Source organism: Deltaproteobacteria bacterium (assembly GCA_035063765.1).
Lineage (GTDB): Bacteria > Myxococcota_A > UBA9160 > UBA9160 > PR03 > CAADGG01.
In genome coordinates this window covers 14,315-27,145 of sequence record JAPSFT010000019.1, presented here as the reverse complement: position 1 = coordinate 27,145, position 12,831 = coordinate 14,315, and the positions used below count along the sequence as shown (strand labels likewise).

Genomic DNA, 12,831 nt, shown 5'->3' with positions numbered 1-12,831 from the left:
GGCCTTCCCACGCTCAGAGGGGGTCCAGCAAGCCCTCCGGCACCTCGATCACGATCCGCCCCCGCTCGACGTCCACCTCCCGCAGCAGGTCCGCCGCCGCCGGCAGCAGGATCTCCCGCCCGCTCTCGTCCTCGACCACGAGGACGTCGGCCGCCCCCGTCTCCCAGAGCGCCCGGACCGTGCCGAGCGCGCGCCCGTCGTGCGCCTCCACCGCGCAGCCGACGAGCTGGAACCAGTAGTGCTCTCCCTCCCGCAGGGGCTCGAGCTGCTCGGGCCGGGCTGCGACCCGCAGCCCCGCCAGGGCCTGGGCCGCCTCGCGGCTCCCGACCCCGCGCAGCCGCAGCCGCACCTCGCCGGGGCGGCCCGCCCGCGCGCTCTCGACCTCCCGCTCGGCCTCCCTCTCGCCCGGCACCGGAGCCCGGTCCGGCCCGATCAACACCAGGGAGCGTAGGTTCGTCAGGTTGGTGGGTCCGTCGCCCAGCACCGCGACCCGCAGCTCGCCCGCCGTCCCGTGCGCTCCGATCACCTCTCCCAGCTCGACGAACCCGCTCCCGGCGGCCCGCTCCACAGGTGCCGCGCGCGGCTAGTCGACGATCTCGAGCCGGCAGTCCGCGCCGGCCGCCGACGCCGCCAGCACCACGCGCATCGCCTTCGCGACCCGTCCCTGGCGCCCGATCACGCGCCCGCGGTCGTCGGGCGCCGTCTCGAGCTCGAGCAGGTCCGGCTCGGGCTCGTGCACCTTCACCGCCCCCGCATCGGAGACGATCGCCTTCGCGACGTACTCGACGAGCTCCGCTGCGCTGCCCCGCTCCGCCACGGCCGGCCCCTAGCTCGCCGGCGCCGCGGCCGGCGCCGGGCGCCGGCGCTGCTCGCGCAGCAGCGCCGCCACGGTGTCGCTCACCTGCGCGCCCTTGCGCACCCACGCCTCGACCTTCGCGGCGTCGAGGTCGATCGCCTTCGGCCGCGCGATCGGGTCGTAGGTGCCGAGGAACTCGAGCGGGCGCCCGTCGCGCCGCCTGCGCTCGTCGATCGCGACGATGCGATAGAAGGGGCGCTTCTTCGCGCCGGCACGCGAGAGCCGGATCTTCACCATCTGCTCGGGCTCCTGGAGGTCACGAGGAGAGCTGCCGCCCGAGGGCGGCTGCCCCGGGGGTGGAAGCGGTCGCGCAAGTTAGGCGAGCGCCGAAACGGAGGCAAGCTACCCGAGCCCGAGCCTCCGGCGCTCCTTGCGCTGCGAGCAGGGATCGCAGGCGTAGAGCTCCCGGTGGGGGGTCTGGAGCCGGTCGTAGTCGTGGTCGAGGGCGACGCGGCGGACCACCGCCACGGTGGAGCCACAGAAGTCGCAGTGCTGCCCGGCGGGGGCCCGCTCATCGGACGCCTCGCCGGCACCGCCCTCGACGTGGTCGTGCGTCATGGGGGCTCTCCGTACGGGCGCGGGACGCGGGGAATCTAGCCGACGCGCAGGCGCAGGTCGGTGGGCGCCGCGGGGCCGAGCTCGCGGCGCAGCGCCGCCAGGATGGCCGGCCGGTGGAGCTGGAGCTGCTGGCACCAGACGCTCGTGTCGACGGTGGCCTCGAGGACCGTCCCCTGGAGCCGCTCGGGCTGGCAGTGGCGAGCCACCTCGGGCCCCACCACGGCCTCCCAGCGCTCGGCGATGCGCAGGACCGCCGAGGCGCCCTCGAGGCCGAGGTCCTCGAGCACCGTGCCGACGACGTCGCCCACCCGGCGCGGCTCGCGCCGCCCGCGGCGCCTCACGGCGGGCCCTCGTCGAGCAGGCGGAAGCACAGGCCGGTGGGGAGCTTCGGGTGGAAGTAGGTGGACTTCTGGGGCAGCACCTCGCCGGCGGCCGTCACGCGGAACACGTCGGCCGGGCGCAGGGCGTTCAGGTAGAGCGCCACCGTGCCGCGCCCGGCGCGCACCTCGCGGGCGGCGTCGAGGGGCTGCTTCGGGAAGGCCACGGCGCCGTCGCGCACGGCGGCCTCGTCGAGGCCGAAGACGCCGGCCAGCACCTCCTCGTGGAGGACGCGCGTGCCGATCTCGGCCTCGTCCCGCCGCGGGCGCGAGAAGATCCGCACGACGCCCGAGCCGTCGTCGGCAGCGAAGGCCTGATGCCCGGCGGCGAGCGGCGCGAGCCGCTCCGCGAGGAGCGCCGGGATCCCGGCCGCGTCCGCGCAGGGCACCTGCTCCTCCTCCCAGCCGGGCAGGCGCGCGCGCCAGGCCGCGCCGTCCGGGGCGGGCGCCTCGCGCACCACGCGGTGGATCGGGAGCAGGAGGCTCCCGGGCGCGTAGGCGTCGGCGAAGTAGGCGAGCACGAAGTCGGCGGGCCCCGAGCCGCCCTGCTCCGCCTGGTAGGCGAGCGCCGTCTCGTAGCGATGGTGGCCGTCGGCGATCACGACCGCGCGCCCGGCCAGGAAGGCCTGCACGCGCGCGATCGCGGCCGCGTCCTCGATCGCGACGAGGCGGTGCTCGACGCCGGCGGGATCGTGGGCGACGGCCGCCGCCCCGGTGTCGAGCTGGGCCGTCAGGAGCCCGCTCAGGACCCGCTCGGGGTCCTCGTAGAGGAGGAAGATCGGCGAGAGGTTGGCGCGCGTCGCGCGCAGGAGCTTCAGGCGATCGGCCTTCGGGCCCGCGAGGGTGCGCTCGTGGGGGCGCACGATGCGCCGCTCGTAGGGCTCGAGGCGCAGCGCGGCGAAGAAGCCCTCGCGCTCGCGCGGCTCGCCCTGCGGGCCCGTGAAGCGCTGGCGCAGCGCGTAGAGGGCCGGCTTCGCGTCGAGGCGCAGGACGCCCTCGCGCCGCCACGCCGCGATCGCGCCGGCGACCTCGCGGTAGTCCGTCGCGGACTCGGCGCCGGGATCGCGCGTGAGCTCGAGGCGGATCGCGCCGTGCGGATCGCGCTCCCAGTAGAAGGCGCGCTCCTCGGCGTTCACGACGTCGTAGGGCGGCGCGACGACGCGGTCGAGGGCGACGCGGGCCGGGTCGTAGCGGAGCGCGCGGAAGGGACGCACGTCGGTCACGGGGCGGGGATCTCCTGCTCGAGGACGCGGGATAGCTCGGCCGCGCCGATCGCGCCGGCGCGCAGCAGGCGCGGGCGCGGCCCGCTGCAGTCCACGACGCTGCTCGGCGCGGCGGCGCCGGGATCGCGCGCGCCGTCGGCCACGCGGCCCGGTGCTGCGCCGGCGGGATCGTGCGCGGCGGCGCCGGCATCGGGGCCGGCGTCGAGACACAGGATCGCGTCGGATCCGGCGCACAGGGCGGCGGCCTCGGCGCGGGTGCGGGCGGGCGGCGCACCGTGGCGGTTCAGGCTGGTCGCGGTGAGCGGGCCGGCCCCGGCGCCCAGCCACGCCGCGGCGAGCGCGGCCGCCGCCGGGTGCGGCGAGCAGCGCAGGCCCACGGCGCCGTCGGCGCGCGCGACGCCCGGGGCGAAGCGGGAGCGCGGCGCGGGCACGACGAGCGTCAGGGGGCCCGGCCAGAACGCCGCCGCGAGCCGCTCCGCCGCGGCGGGCAGCGCGATCCCGAGCGCCGCGAGCGCCGCACGGTCGGGCACGAGCACCGCCACCGGCTGGCCCGCGTCGCGGCCCTTCCAGCGCCGCAGCCGCTCCATCGCCGCGGCCGAGCCGGCGTCGGCGCCGAGGCCCCAGACCGTCTCGGTCGGGAACGCCACGAGCCCGCCGGCGCGCAGCCGGGCGAGGGCGGCCGCGAGCGCCCCGGGCGCGGCGGCCGAAGGCGCCTCCGGCGCGGGGGCGGCGAGCGCCTCCGGCGCGGCCTCGAGCGCGGAGGCGGGCGTCCCCGGAGCGGCGGTTGCAGGTGCCCCGGGCGCGGCGGGGCGGGCCTTGGCCACGGCGGCTGCGCTCACCGCGCGAGCGCGCGCGCGGCGATGTCGCGGCGCAGGTGCATGCCCTCGAAGCGGATCCGGTCGCAGGCGGCGTAGGCGCGGCGCTGCGCCTCGGCGACGCTCGCCCCGCGCGCCGTGACCCCGAGCACGCGGCCGCCCGCCGTCACGAAGCCGCCGCCGGGCCCGCGGCGCGTTCCGGCGTGGAAGACCACGACGTCGGGGTCGCGCTCCGCCTCCTCGAGGCCCGTGATCGGCAGGCCGGTCGGGTACGCGCGCGGGTAGCCGCCCGAGGCCACGACGACGCAGACCGCGGCGTCGCGCCAGGCGGGGGCCGCCGCGCGCTCGAGGCGCCCGCGCGCCGCGCCGTCGAGCAGCGCGGCCAGGTCCGCGTCGAGCCGCAGGAGGAGCGCCTGGGTCTCGGGGTCCCCGAAGCGCACGTTGAACTCGATCGCGCGCGGGAGCCTGTCGGGACCGATCATGAGCCCGACGAAGAGCACGCCCTGGAAGGGATGGCCCTCGGCCGCCATGCCGCGCACCACCGGGTGCACCACCTCCTCGAGCACGCGCTTCTCGACCGCTTCGTCGAAGACGGGTGCGGGCGAGTAGGCGCCCATGCCGCCGGTGTTCTCGCCGCGGTCGCCGTCGAGGGCGCGCTTGTGGTCCTGCGCGGCGGCGAGCGGCACCACGTTCGTGCCGTCGGAGAGCGCGTAGTAGGAGGCCTCCTCGCCGAAGAGCCGCTCCTCGACGACCACGCGGGCGCCGGCCGCGCCGAAGCGGCGCTCGCCCATCGCCTCGACGAGCGCGCGCTCGGCGTCCTCCGGCCCGTCGCAGACCGTGACGCCCTTGCCGGCCGCGAGGCCGTCGGCCTTCACGACGCAGGGCGCGCCGAGCGCCCGCACGTGGGCGCGCGCGGCCGCGAGCTCGTCGAAGACCGCGTGGCCCGCGGTCGGGATCCCGTGGCGGCGCATGAACTCCTTCGCGAAGGCCTTGCTCGACTCGAGGCGCGCCGCGGCGGCCGAGGGCCCGAAGGTCGCGATCCCCTCCCCGCGCAGGTGGTCGGCGATGCCCGCGGCGAGCGGGTCCTCGGGGCCGACGACGACGAGGTCCACGCCCTCGCGCCGCGCGAGGGCCGTGACGGCGGCGGCGTCGGCCGCGGCGACGGACCCGAAGCAGTCGGCCTCGCGCGCCATGCCGTCGCTCCCGGGCGCGGCGAGGACGCGCGCGACGCTCGGGCTGCGCCGCAGCTTCCACGCGAGCGCGTGCTCGCGGCCGCCCGCGCCGAGCACCAGGACCCTCACGGCCCCTCCGCGCCGCTAGTGCCGGAAGTGCCGGACACCGGTCAGGATCATGGCGATGCCGAGGCGGTCGGCGGCGGCGACCACCTCGGGGTCGCGGGTGGAGCCGCCGGGCTGGACGCAGGCCGTGGCGCCGGCGGCGACGGCGGCCTCGAGGCCGTCGGGGAAGGGGAAGAAGGCGTCGCTCGCGAGGACGCTGCCCGCGAGGTCGTTGCCGACCCGGGCGGCCTTCTCGCGGGCCACGCAGACGGCGTCCACCCGCGAGGTCTGGCCGCCCCCGATCGCGACGGTGCGGTCCGCGCGCGCGAAGACCACGGCGTTGCTCTTCACGTGCTTCACGACGCGCCAGGCGAAGCCGAGCGCGCGCAGCTCCTCGTCGCTCGGCTTGCGGCGCGTCGCCACCTGCGCGGCCGCGAGGTCCTCGTGCGAGACGTCGGGCTGCTGGAGGAGGAGCCCGCCGTAGACGCGCTTCCAGTCCGGCGCGGCGCGGTCGATGCGCTCGGGCAGGAAGCGCAGCAGGCGGCGGTTCTTCTTCCTGCGCAGGAAGGCGAGCGCGTCGTCCGCGAAGGCGGGCGCCACCAGCACCTCGGTGAAGATCTCGTCCACCGCCTGCGCCAGCGCGAGGTCGAAGGGGCGGTTGCACACGACGATGCCGCCGAAGGGCGAGTCCGGGTCGGTGGCGTAGGCGGCCTGCCAGGCCGCGAGCGGGGTCGTGCCGGTGCCGACCCCGCACGGTGTATTGTGCTTGAGGATCGCGACCGCGGGGCCCTCGGCCGGGTCGAACTCGCCGGCCAGCGCCAGGGCGGCCTGCACGTCCACCACGTTGTTGTAGGAGAGCTCCTTGCCGTGCAGGACCTCGACGCAGGCGAGGAAGCTCCCGTAGAGGGCGGCGGCCTGGTGCGGGTTCTCGCCGTAGCGCAGGGTGGCCGCGCGCGGCAGGTCGATGCGCAGGCGCGGCGGAAAGGGCTCCTCCCCGGCCGCGGCGCCGAGCTCCGCCGCGTAGGCGCGCGCCAGGTAGGCCTCGATCGCGGCGTCGTAGGCGGCGGTGCGCGCGAAGGCCTTCGCCGCGAGCCGGCGGCGGGTGGCCTCGCCGAGCACGCCGCCCCCCGCCTCGAGCTCGGCGAGGAGCGCCGGGTAGTCGGCCGGGTCCGTCACGACCCCGACCCAGGCGTGGTTCTTCGCCGCCGAGCGGATCATCGAGGGCCCGCCGATGTCGATCTGCTCGACGGCGTCCTCGAGGGCGACACCGGGCTGCGACACGGTGCGCTCGAAGGGGTAGAGGTTCACGACCACGAGGTCGATCGCGCCGAGCGCCTGGGCCGCCATGTCGGCGCGGTCGCCCGGGTGCTCGCGGCGCGCCAGGATCCCGCCGTGGATGCGCGGGTGGAGCGTCTTCACGCGGCCGCCGAGCATCTCGGGCGAGCCGGTGAGGGCGGCCACCTCGACGACGGCGAGGCCGGCCTCGCGCAGCGCGCCCGCGGTGCCGCCCGAGGCGACGAGCTCGACGCCGAGGCGCGCGAGGCCGCGGGCCAGCTCCACGAGCCCCGTCTTGTCGGAGACGGAGAGCAGCGCGCGCCGGACGGCGCCCTGCGCTCCCGTTCGGGGGGACATCCGAGCCTCCTCGTGCGGCCAGACGGGCGGGGATGCGAGGGATGTACCCGGGCGCGCGCCGGACCGCCAGGGTGGCCCCGGCTCTTCCGCCCGTCGCGCGGGGCGCGCGGACCGGCGCGGCGCGGGGGCCGCCGTCGCCGCGAGCCCGTCAGGGCTCGATCGGGCCGTGCGCGCGGCCGGCGAGGAGCTGCTGCGCGGCGGGATCGGACGCGGCGCGCAGCGCCGCGGGCGGGCCCTCGGCCACGATCCGGCCCGCGTGCAGGAGCGCCGCGTGGTCGGCGATCGGGAGCGCCCAGGCGGGGTCGCGCGCGGCGACCACGACGGTGAGGGCGAGCCGGTCGCGGAGCTGGGCGACGAGGGTGCGCACGGCGTCGGCCGCGATCGGGTCGAGGCCGCTTGCCGGCTCGTCGAGGAGCAGGAGCTCGGGCCGGTGCGCCACGGCCCGCGCGAGCGCCACGCGCCGGCGCACGCCGTCGCCGAGCGCGTCCACCGCTTGGTGCTCGACGTGCTTGAGCCCGACGAGGAGGAGCGCCTCGCGCACCGCGCGCGCCACCTCCTCGCGCGGGCGGCCCTGGAGCTCGCGCAGGACGAAGCCGACGTTGCCGGCGACGTCGCGGTCCGGAAAGAGCGCCCCACCCGTCCAGACGACACCGATCCGCTGGAGCAGCGCCGGGCGCTCGGCGCGCGGCGTGTCGGCGAGCGCGCGCCCGAGCACGAGCGCGCGGCCCGCGGCCGGGCGCGCGAGGCCGAGCGCGAGGCGCAGCGCGGTGGACTTGCCGGCGCCGGCCGCGCCGAGCAGCACTGCGATCGCGCCGCGCGGCGCCGCGAAGGCGAGCCCGCGCAGGAGCTCGCGATCGCCCGCCCGCGCCGACAGGCCCTCGAGGACGAAGGGCGCGCCGCCGGGCGCGGGCGCGAGCGCGGGCGCCGCGCTCGTCACGGCGGACCGCCGCCGGCCGGCGCGCTCACCACGCGAGGGCGCCCCCGAGCGCGACGTGGAGGCCGAGCACCGCCACCACCCCGCCCGCCCCCGCGCGCGCCGCCGCGCGGCGCGCGGCGCGCGGCGCGGGCCGCGCCGGGGCGAGCCCGGCCACGCACGCGACCCCGGCCAGCGCGAGCCCGAAGAGCGCTCCGCGCAGGAGGCCGTGCACGAGGTCCGCCGTCGCGACCCCCTCCGGTGACACCCAGCGCAGCGCGCGCGGCAGCCAGTCGAGATAGGCGATCGCGAGGCCGGCGGCGTCGGCGAGGAGGACGAGGAGCGGCAGCACGAGGGCGCCGGCCAGGAGCCGCGGCGCGACCAGGTGGCGCCAGGCGCTGGCGCCCATGGCGCGCAGCGCGTCCACCTGACCGTCGAGGCGCCAGCGCGCCAGCTCGGCGGCGCGGGCGGCGGCGAGCGGCCCGCAGGCCACGAGCGCGGCCACGAGCGGCGCGCCCGCGCGCGGCCAGGGCGCGGCGGCCGCGGCCTCCGGCGAGCGCGCGCCGGCGAGCGCCGCGAAGGACGCCAGCACCGCGGCGCCGATCACCGCCGGGCCCGCCTCGAGGAGCACGCGCCGGGTCTGGCGGAGCGCGCCCGCGGCGACCCCGCCGATCACCCGGTGACGACCCGCGGCACGCGCGCGCCCACCCGGACCAGCAGCTCGTAGGGAATCGTGCCCGCCGCCTCGGCCCACTCCTCGACCCGCGCCCCGCCCGCCCCGAACACGATCGCCTCCTCCCCGACCCGCACCGGCTCGGCCCCCATCCACACCGTCACGCAGTCCATCGAGACCCGTCCGGCGAGCGGCCGCGGGATCCCGCCGATCGTGACCTCGCCGCGGCGCGCCCCGGACCAGGGCACCCCGTCCGCGTATCCGATCGGCAGGGTGGCGACCCAGCCGGAGTGGGGCGCGCGCCAGCGGTGGCCGTAGCCGACCCCGTCGCCGGCCGCGACCGCGCGCACCGCCGCGACCTCCGTGCGCAGGGTCATCACGGGGACCAGGGCGGGGTCGGCGAGATGCGGGGCGGGCGCCACGCCGTAGAGGGCGAGCCCCGGGCGCACGGCGTCGCCCTCGAGGAGCTCGTCGCCGGCCTGGCCCGCCGCGAGCAGGCCCGCCGAGTTGGCGGCGTGCACGCGGCCCGGGGCGACGCCCTGCGCGCGCGCCGCGGCGAGCGCCGCGCGGAAGGCCGCGAGCTGCGCGCGGGTGGGCCCGAGGTCCGGCTCGTCGGCGCACGCGAAGTGGGTGGAGACGCCTTCGAGCGCGAGCACGGGGCTCGCGGCGACCCGCGCGAGGAGCGCGGGAGCCTCCGCGGCCGGCACCCCGAGCCGACGCATCCCAGTGTCGATCTCGACGTGGACGCGCGCGCGCGTCCCGAGCGCGCGCGCCGCGGCCTCGAGCCACGCCGCCGGCTCGGGCCCGTGCACCACGACGACCAGGCCGAGCGCCAGCGCGGCGCGCGCCTCGGCGGGGCCGCCCACCCCGCCGAGGACGAGCAGCGGCGCGTCGATCCCGGCGCGGCGCAGGGCCGCCGCCTCCTCGACCTGCGCCACGGCGAAGGCCTCGCAGCCCTCGCGCGCGAGCCGCCGCACGACGGCCGGCGCCCCGTGGCCGTAGGCATCGGCCTTCACGACCGCGACGAACGCGCGGCCGCCGGCCCGCACGCGCAGGCGCGCGTAGTTGCCCGCCAGCGCGGCCAGGTCTACGACGGCACGGGTGCGGGCGGAGCGCATCCTGGAGGCCCTGTATAACCCACGGGAAATCCGGGGAAAATCACGAACGCGGGTTTGCCCGCACGGGCGCGCTCCACTAGCCTCGCCGGCGACCGTGCCACCGCGAGCGAGCCCCACCCCACCGTGTCCCGCCCCCCGTCGGAACCCACGCCTCGAGCTGGATCGGCCGGCCTGTCGCTCACCGTGAACGGCGAGCCCCGGGCCGTGCCCGCCGGCGCGAGCGTGCGGGTCCTCCTCGGCCTGCTCGGCCTCGAGGGCCGGCGCGTGGCGGTGGCGGTGAACCGCGAGGTGGTGCCCCGCTCCGCATACGACACCCGCTGCCTCGCGGCCGGCGATCGCGTCGAGGTCCTCGAGGCCGTGGGCGGAGGCTCACGATGACCGACGGCTACACCCTGGGCTCGAAGACCTTCCGCTCCCGGCTCATCACGGGCAGCGGCAAGTACGCCTCGCTCGAGCAGATGCGCGACGCGACGGCCGCCGCGGGCGCCGACCTGATGACCGTGGCGCTGCGCCGCGTGGACCTCGCGAGCCAGGCCGGCGGGCCGCGCTTCCTCGACTTCGTGCCCGAGGGCGTGACGATCCTGCCCAACACCGCGGGCTGCTACACGGTCGAGGACGCCGTCACGACCGCCCAGCTCGGCCGCGAGCTCCTCGGGCACGGGCTCGTGAAGCTCGAGGTGATCGGCGACGAGCGCACCCTCTTCCCCGACGTGGCGGCGACGATCGAGGCCGCGAAGCTCCTCGTGCGCGACGGCTTCGAGGTGCTCCCCTACGTGAGCGACGACCCGGTCGCCTGCCAGCGCCTCGCCGCGGCGGGCTGCGTCGCGGTGATGCCGCTCGCGGCCCCGATCGGCTCGGGGCTCGGGATCCGCAACCCGGCCAACCTGCGGATCATCCTCGAGACCGTGGAGCTGCCGGTCGTGGTGGACGCGGGCGTCGGCACCGCGAGCGACGCGGCGGTGGCGCTCGAGCTCGGCTGCACCGCGGTGCTGATGAACAGCGCGATCGCCGGCGCGAAGGACCCCGTCAAGATGGCGCGCGCGATGAAGCTCGCGGTCGAGGCGGGGCGGCTCGCCTACGACGCCGGGCGCATCCCGCGGCGCCTGTACGCCAACGCCTCGAGCCCGCTCGACGGGCTCGCGCGTTTCTGAGCGGCGGCGCGCGCGCGGCGACCCGGCCGATCCTGTGCGTGGTGGCCGGGGCCGAGGTGCCCGCGGCGGCGATCGCCGCCGCGGTGGCCGGCGGCGCCGACTGGGTGCAGCTCCGCGAGCGCGCGCTCCCGGCCGGCGCGCTCCTCGCCTGGGCCGACGAGGTGACGGTGGCCGCGCGCGCCGCTGCCGGCGCCGGCGCGCGGGCGGTGAAGATCCTCGTGAACCGGCGCGTCGACGTGGCGCTCGCGACGGAGGCGGACGGCGTGCACCTCGGGTTCGACGCGATGGCGCCCGGGCCGGCGCGCGCGCTGCTCGGCGCGGGCCGACTCGTCGGGGTGTCGGCCCACGCGCCGGGCGAGCTGGCCGGGGCCGCGGCCGAGGGCGCCGACTACGCGCACCTGGCGCCGATCTTCGCGCCCTTCTCGAAGCCGCCCGAGCGCCCGGCGCTCGGGCTCGCGGCGCTCGGCGCCGCCCGCGCGAGCGGGCTCCCGGTGCTCGCGCAGGGCGGGATCGACGCCGCGCGCGCCCGGGCTGCCGTGCACGCCGGGGCGGCCGGCGTGGCGGTGACGGGCGCCGTGCTCGGCGCCCCCGACCCGCGCGCCGCCGCCGCCGCCCTGCGCGCGGCGCTCGACGCCGCCGCGGCGGAGGCGCACGCGTGAGGCGCCTGGGCGAGGAGCAGCGGCCCGGGCCCGCGGCGCGGAGGCGCCCCTGCGCGCGCGCCCTCGCGCTCTCGCTCCTGGCCGCGGTCGCGGGCGCTGCGGCCGCGGGCTGCGACGGCGCCGGGCGGGAGCGCGCTCGAGCCACGCCCGACGCGGCGGCGATCGCCCCGGCGCCCGCGCCGGCGCCCTGGAGCGGCGCCGCCATCGCGAGCCCCGGGCCGGGCGCCGGCTCGGGCGTCGAGTCCGGCGCCGGGTCGAGCGCCGAGCCGCCGGCTGCCGAGCTGATGGCCCGGCTCCAGGAGCGGATCATCGAGATCTCGCGGCGCGTGACCCCCTCGGTGGTGCACGTCGAGGCGATCGTCAAGATGAACGACCGCCGCTCCGAGGTGACCGGCTCGGGTGTCATCGCGAGCGCCGAGGGCCACATCCTCACGAACCACCATGTGCTCGAGAAGGCCGAGAAGGTGCAGGTGGTGGTGCCGGGCCTGCCGGGCAAGCTGCCCGCGCGCGTCGTCGGGCTCGACAAGCAGACGGACGTCGCGGTGCTGCGCGTCGAGCCGCGCCCGGAGCTCGTGCCCGCGCGCTTCGGCAGCGCCGCCGACGTCCAGGTGGGCCAGTGGGTGCTGGCCGTCGGCAACCCCTACGGGCTCGACGGCACGGTGTCGCTCGGGATCGTCTCGGCCAAGGGCCGCAACCTCGGGATCCCGGACCTCATCAACGACTTCATCCAGACCGACGCGATGATCGACCGCGGCTCCTCGGGCGGCCCGCTCGTGGACCTCGACGGGCGCGTGGTCGGGATCAACTCGCGCGGCCAGGGGCGCGGGATCGGCTTCACGATCCCGATCGACACCGCGCTCGAGGTGATGCGCGAGCTCGAGGCGGGCGGCGTCGAGCGCGGCTACCTCGGGGTCAGCCTCCAGCCGCTCGACCGCGAGCTCGCCTCCTACTTCGGGATCCCGGACGCGACGGGCGTGATCGTGAACAGCGTCGCCGGGGGCTCGCCGGCGGCGGATGCGGGGCTGCGCACGGGCGACATCCTGATCCGCTTCGCCGGCCAGGACGTGGCGGCCGAGAAGGAGGAGGACCTCGGCGGCTTCCAGCGGCTCGTGGCGGGCGTGGCGCCGGGGGCGCCGGTCGAGCTCGAGGTGCTGCGCGACCGCCAGCCCCTGCGCCTGCACGCGACCCTCGCCGCCCAGCCGAAGGTCGAGCCCGAGGAGGTGGAGACGGAGGTCGGCTTCCACGTCCAGGAGATCACCGAGGCGACCTTCCGCGAGCAGCGGCTCGCCTCGCGCACGGGCGCCTACGTCTCGTTCGTCGCGAGCGGCTCGCCCGCGGCGGAGGCCGGGCTCGACGTCGGCGACGTCGTGCAGCGGATCGAGGAGCGGCCCGTCACGAACCTCGCGGAGTTTCGCGAGGCGATCGGACAAGTGGCTGCCGCACCTCGTTTCCTGGTGACGGTGGAGCGGGGCGACGAGACCCTCTTCCTGCTCGTCCGCCCGGGCGCCCCGGCGCGCGACGACGCGCTGCCCGCCGAGCCCGGCGAGGCCTCGCACACGCCCTGACCCCGGGCCCCGCC

General features: G+C 78.3%; 16 protein-coding genes. 4 read left to right on the top strand and 12 right to left on the bottom strand.

All coding sequences use genetic code 11. From position 1 onward, the window contains the following. Positions 1-13: 13 nt before the first annotated feature. From rimM to alr, 12 genes are all read right to left on the bottom strand, one after another. Positions 14-568, bottom strand: coding sequence for a ribosome maturation factor RimM (gene rimM / locus OZ948_14465; GenBank protein ID MEB2345930.1), 555 nt, complete (start codon positions 566-568; stop codon positions 14-16). 15 nt (positions 569-583) lie between these two features. Then, positions 584-817 carry a KH domain-containing protein gene (locus tag OZ948_14460; GenBank protein MEB2345929.1) on the bottom strand — a complete coding sequence of 78 codons (234 nt, stop codon included), beginning with the start codon at positions 815-817 and terminating at the stop codon, positions 584-586. 9 nt (positions 818-826) lie between these two features. Further along, positions 827-1,093 (bottom strand): 30S ribosomal protein S16, encoded by a 267-nt coding sequence (gene rpsP, locus OZ948_14455; GenBank protein ID MEB2345928.1) that lies wholly within the window; start codon positions 1,091-1,093, stop codon positions 827-829. 105 nt (positions 1,094-1,198) lie between these two features. Beyond that, a complete protein-coding gene (locus OZ948_14450) occupies positions 1,199-1,414 on the bottom strand; it encodes a hypothetical protein (protein ID MEB2345927.1) in 216 nt (71 codons plus the stop codon). 35 nt (positions 1,415-1,449) lie between these two features. Beyond that, entirely contained in the window at positions 1,450-1,755 is a 306-nt protein-coding gene (locus OZ948_14445) for a DUF721 domain-containing protein (protein MEB2345926.1), read from the bottom strand. Beyond that, complete coding sequence (locus OZ948_14440; GenBank protein ID MEB2345925.1) at positions 1,752-3,014, bottom strand: DUF1015 domain-containing protein; 1,263 nt, start codon at positions 3,012-3,014, stop codon at positions 1,752-1,754. Before OZ948_14440 ends, OZ948_14445 begins: the two co-directional genes overlap by 4 nt. Then, complete coding sequence (locus OZ948_14435; GenBank protein ID MEB2345924.1) at positions 3,011-3,838, bottom strand: Sua5/YciO/YrdC/YwlC family protein; 828 nt, start codon at positions 3,836-3,838, stop codon at positions 3,011-3,013. Before OZ948_14435 ends, OZ948_14440 begins: the two co-directional genes overlap by 4 nt. Positions 3,839-3,849: 11 nt before the next feature. Further along, positions 3,850-5,130: a phosphoribosylamine--glycine ligase gene (gene purD / locus OZ948_14430; protein ID MEB2345923.1), complete on the bottom strand. Its 1,281-nt coding sequence runs from the start codon at positions 5,128-5,130 to the stop codon at positions 3,850-3,852. Positions 5,131-5,145: 15 nt separating this feature from the next. Further along, the gene (gene purH / locus OZ948_14425) at positions 5,146-6,738 is read right to left on the bottom strand and encodes a bifunctional phosphoribosylaminoimidazolecarboxamide formyltransferase/IMP cyclohydrolase (protein ID MEB2345922.1); all 1,593 of its coding nucleotides are present in this window, start codon (positions 6,736-6,738) and stop codon (positions 5,146-5,148) included. Positions 6,739-6,886: 148 nt separating this feature from the next. Then, positions 6,887-7,675: an ATP-binding cassette domain-containing protein gene (locus OZ948_14420; protein ID MEB2345921.1), complete on the bottom strand. Its 789-nt coding sequence runs from the start codon at positions 7,673-7,675 to the stop codon at positions 6,887-6,889. Positions 7,676-7,700: 25 nt separating this feature from the next. Next, positions 7,701-8,327: an ABC transporter permease gene (locus OZ948_14415; protein ID MEB2345920.1), complete on the bottom strand. Its 627-nt coding sequence runs from the start codon at positions 8,325-8,327 to the stop codon at positions 7,701-7,703. Beyond that, on the bottom strand, positions 8,324-9,442 hold the full coding sequence (gene alr / locus OZ948_14410; GenBank protein ID MEB2345919.1) for an alanine racemase: 1,119 nt from the start codon (positions 9,440-9,442) through the stop codon (positions 8,324-8,326). Before alr ends, OZ948_14415 begins: the two co-directional genes overlap by 4 nt. 171 nt (positions 9,443-9,613) lie before the next feature. On the opposite strand from alr, the gene thiS reads away from it, so the two are divergent. Genes thiS through OZ948_14390 form a run of 4 tightly spaced genes read left to right on the top strand, consistent with a single transcriptional unit; the run spans position 9,614 to position 12,817 of the window. Then, a complete protein-coding gene (gene thiS / locus OZ948_14405; GenBank protein MEB2345918.1) occupies positions 9,614-9,820 on the top strand; it encodes a sulfur carrier protein ThiS in 207 nt (68 codons plus the stop codon). After that, entirely contained in the window at positions 9,817-10,593 is a 777-nt protein-coding gene (locus tag OZ948_14400) for a thiazole synthase (GenBank protein ID MEB2345917.1), read from the top strand. The genes thiS and OZ948_14400 overlap by 4 nt, the downstream gene beginning before the upstream one ends. A 41-nt stretch (positions 10,594-10,634) precedes the next feature. After that, positions 10,635-11,252 carry a thiamine phosphate synthase gene (locus tag OZ948_14395; protein MEB2345916.1) on the top strand — a complete coding sequence of 206 codons (618 nt, stop codon included), beginning with the start codon at positions 10,635-10,637 and terminating at the stop codon, positions 11,250-11,252. Continuing rightward, the gene (locus tag OZ948_14390) at positions 11,249-12,817 is read left to right on the top strand and encodes a trypsin-like peptidase domain-containing protein (protein MEB2345915.1); all 1,569 of its coding nucleotides are present in this window, start codon (positions 11,249-11,251) and stop codon (positions 12,815-12,817) included. The genes OZ948_14395 and OZ948_14390 overlap by 4 nt, the downstream gene beginning before the upstream one ends. The last annotated feature ends 14 nt before the right edge of the window (positions 12,818-12,831 follow it).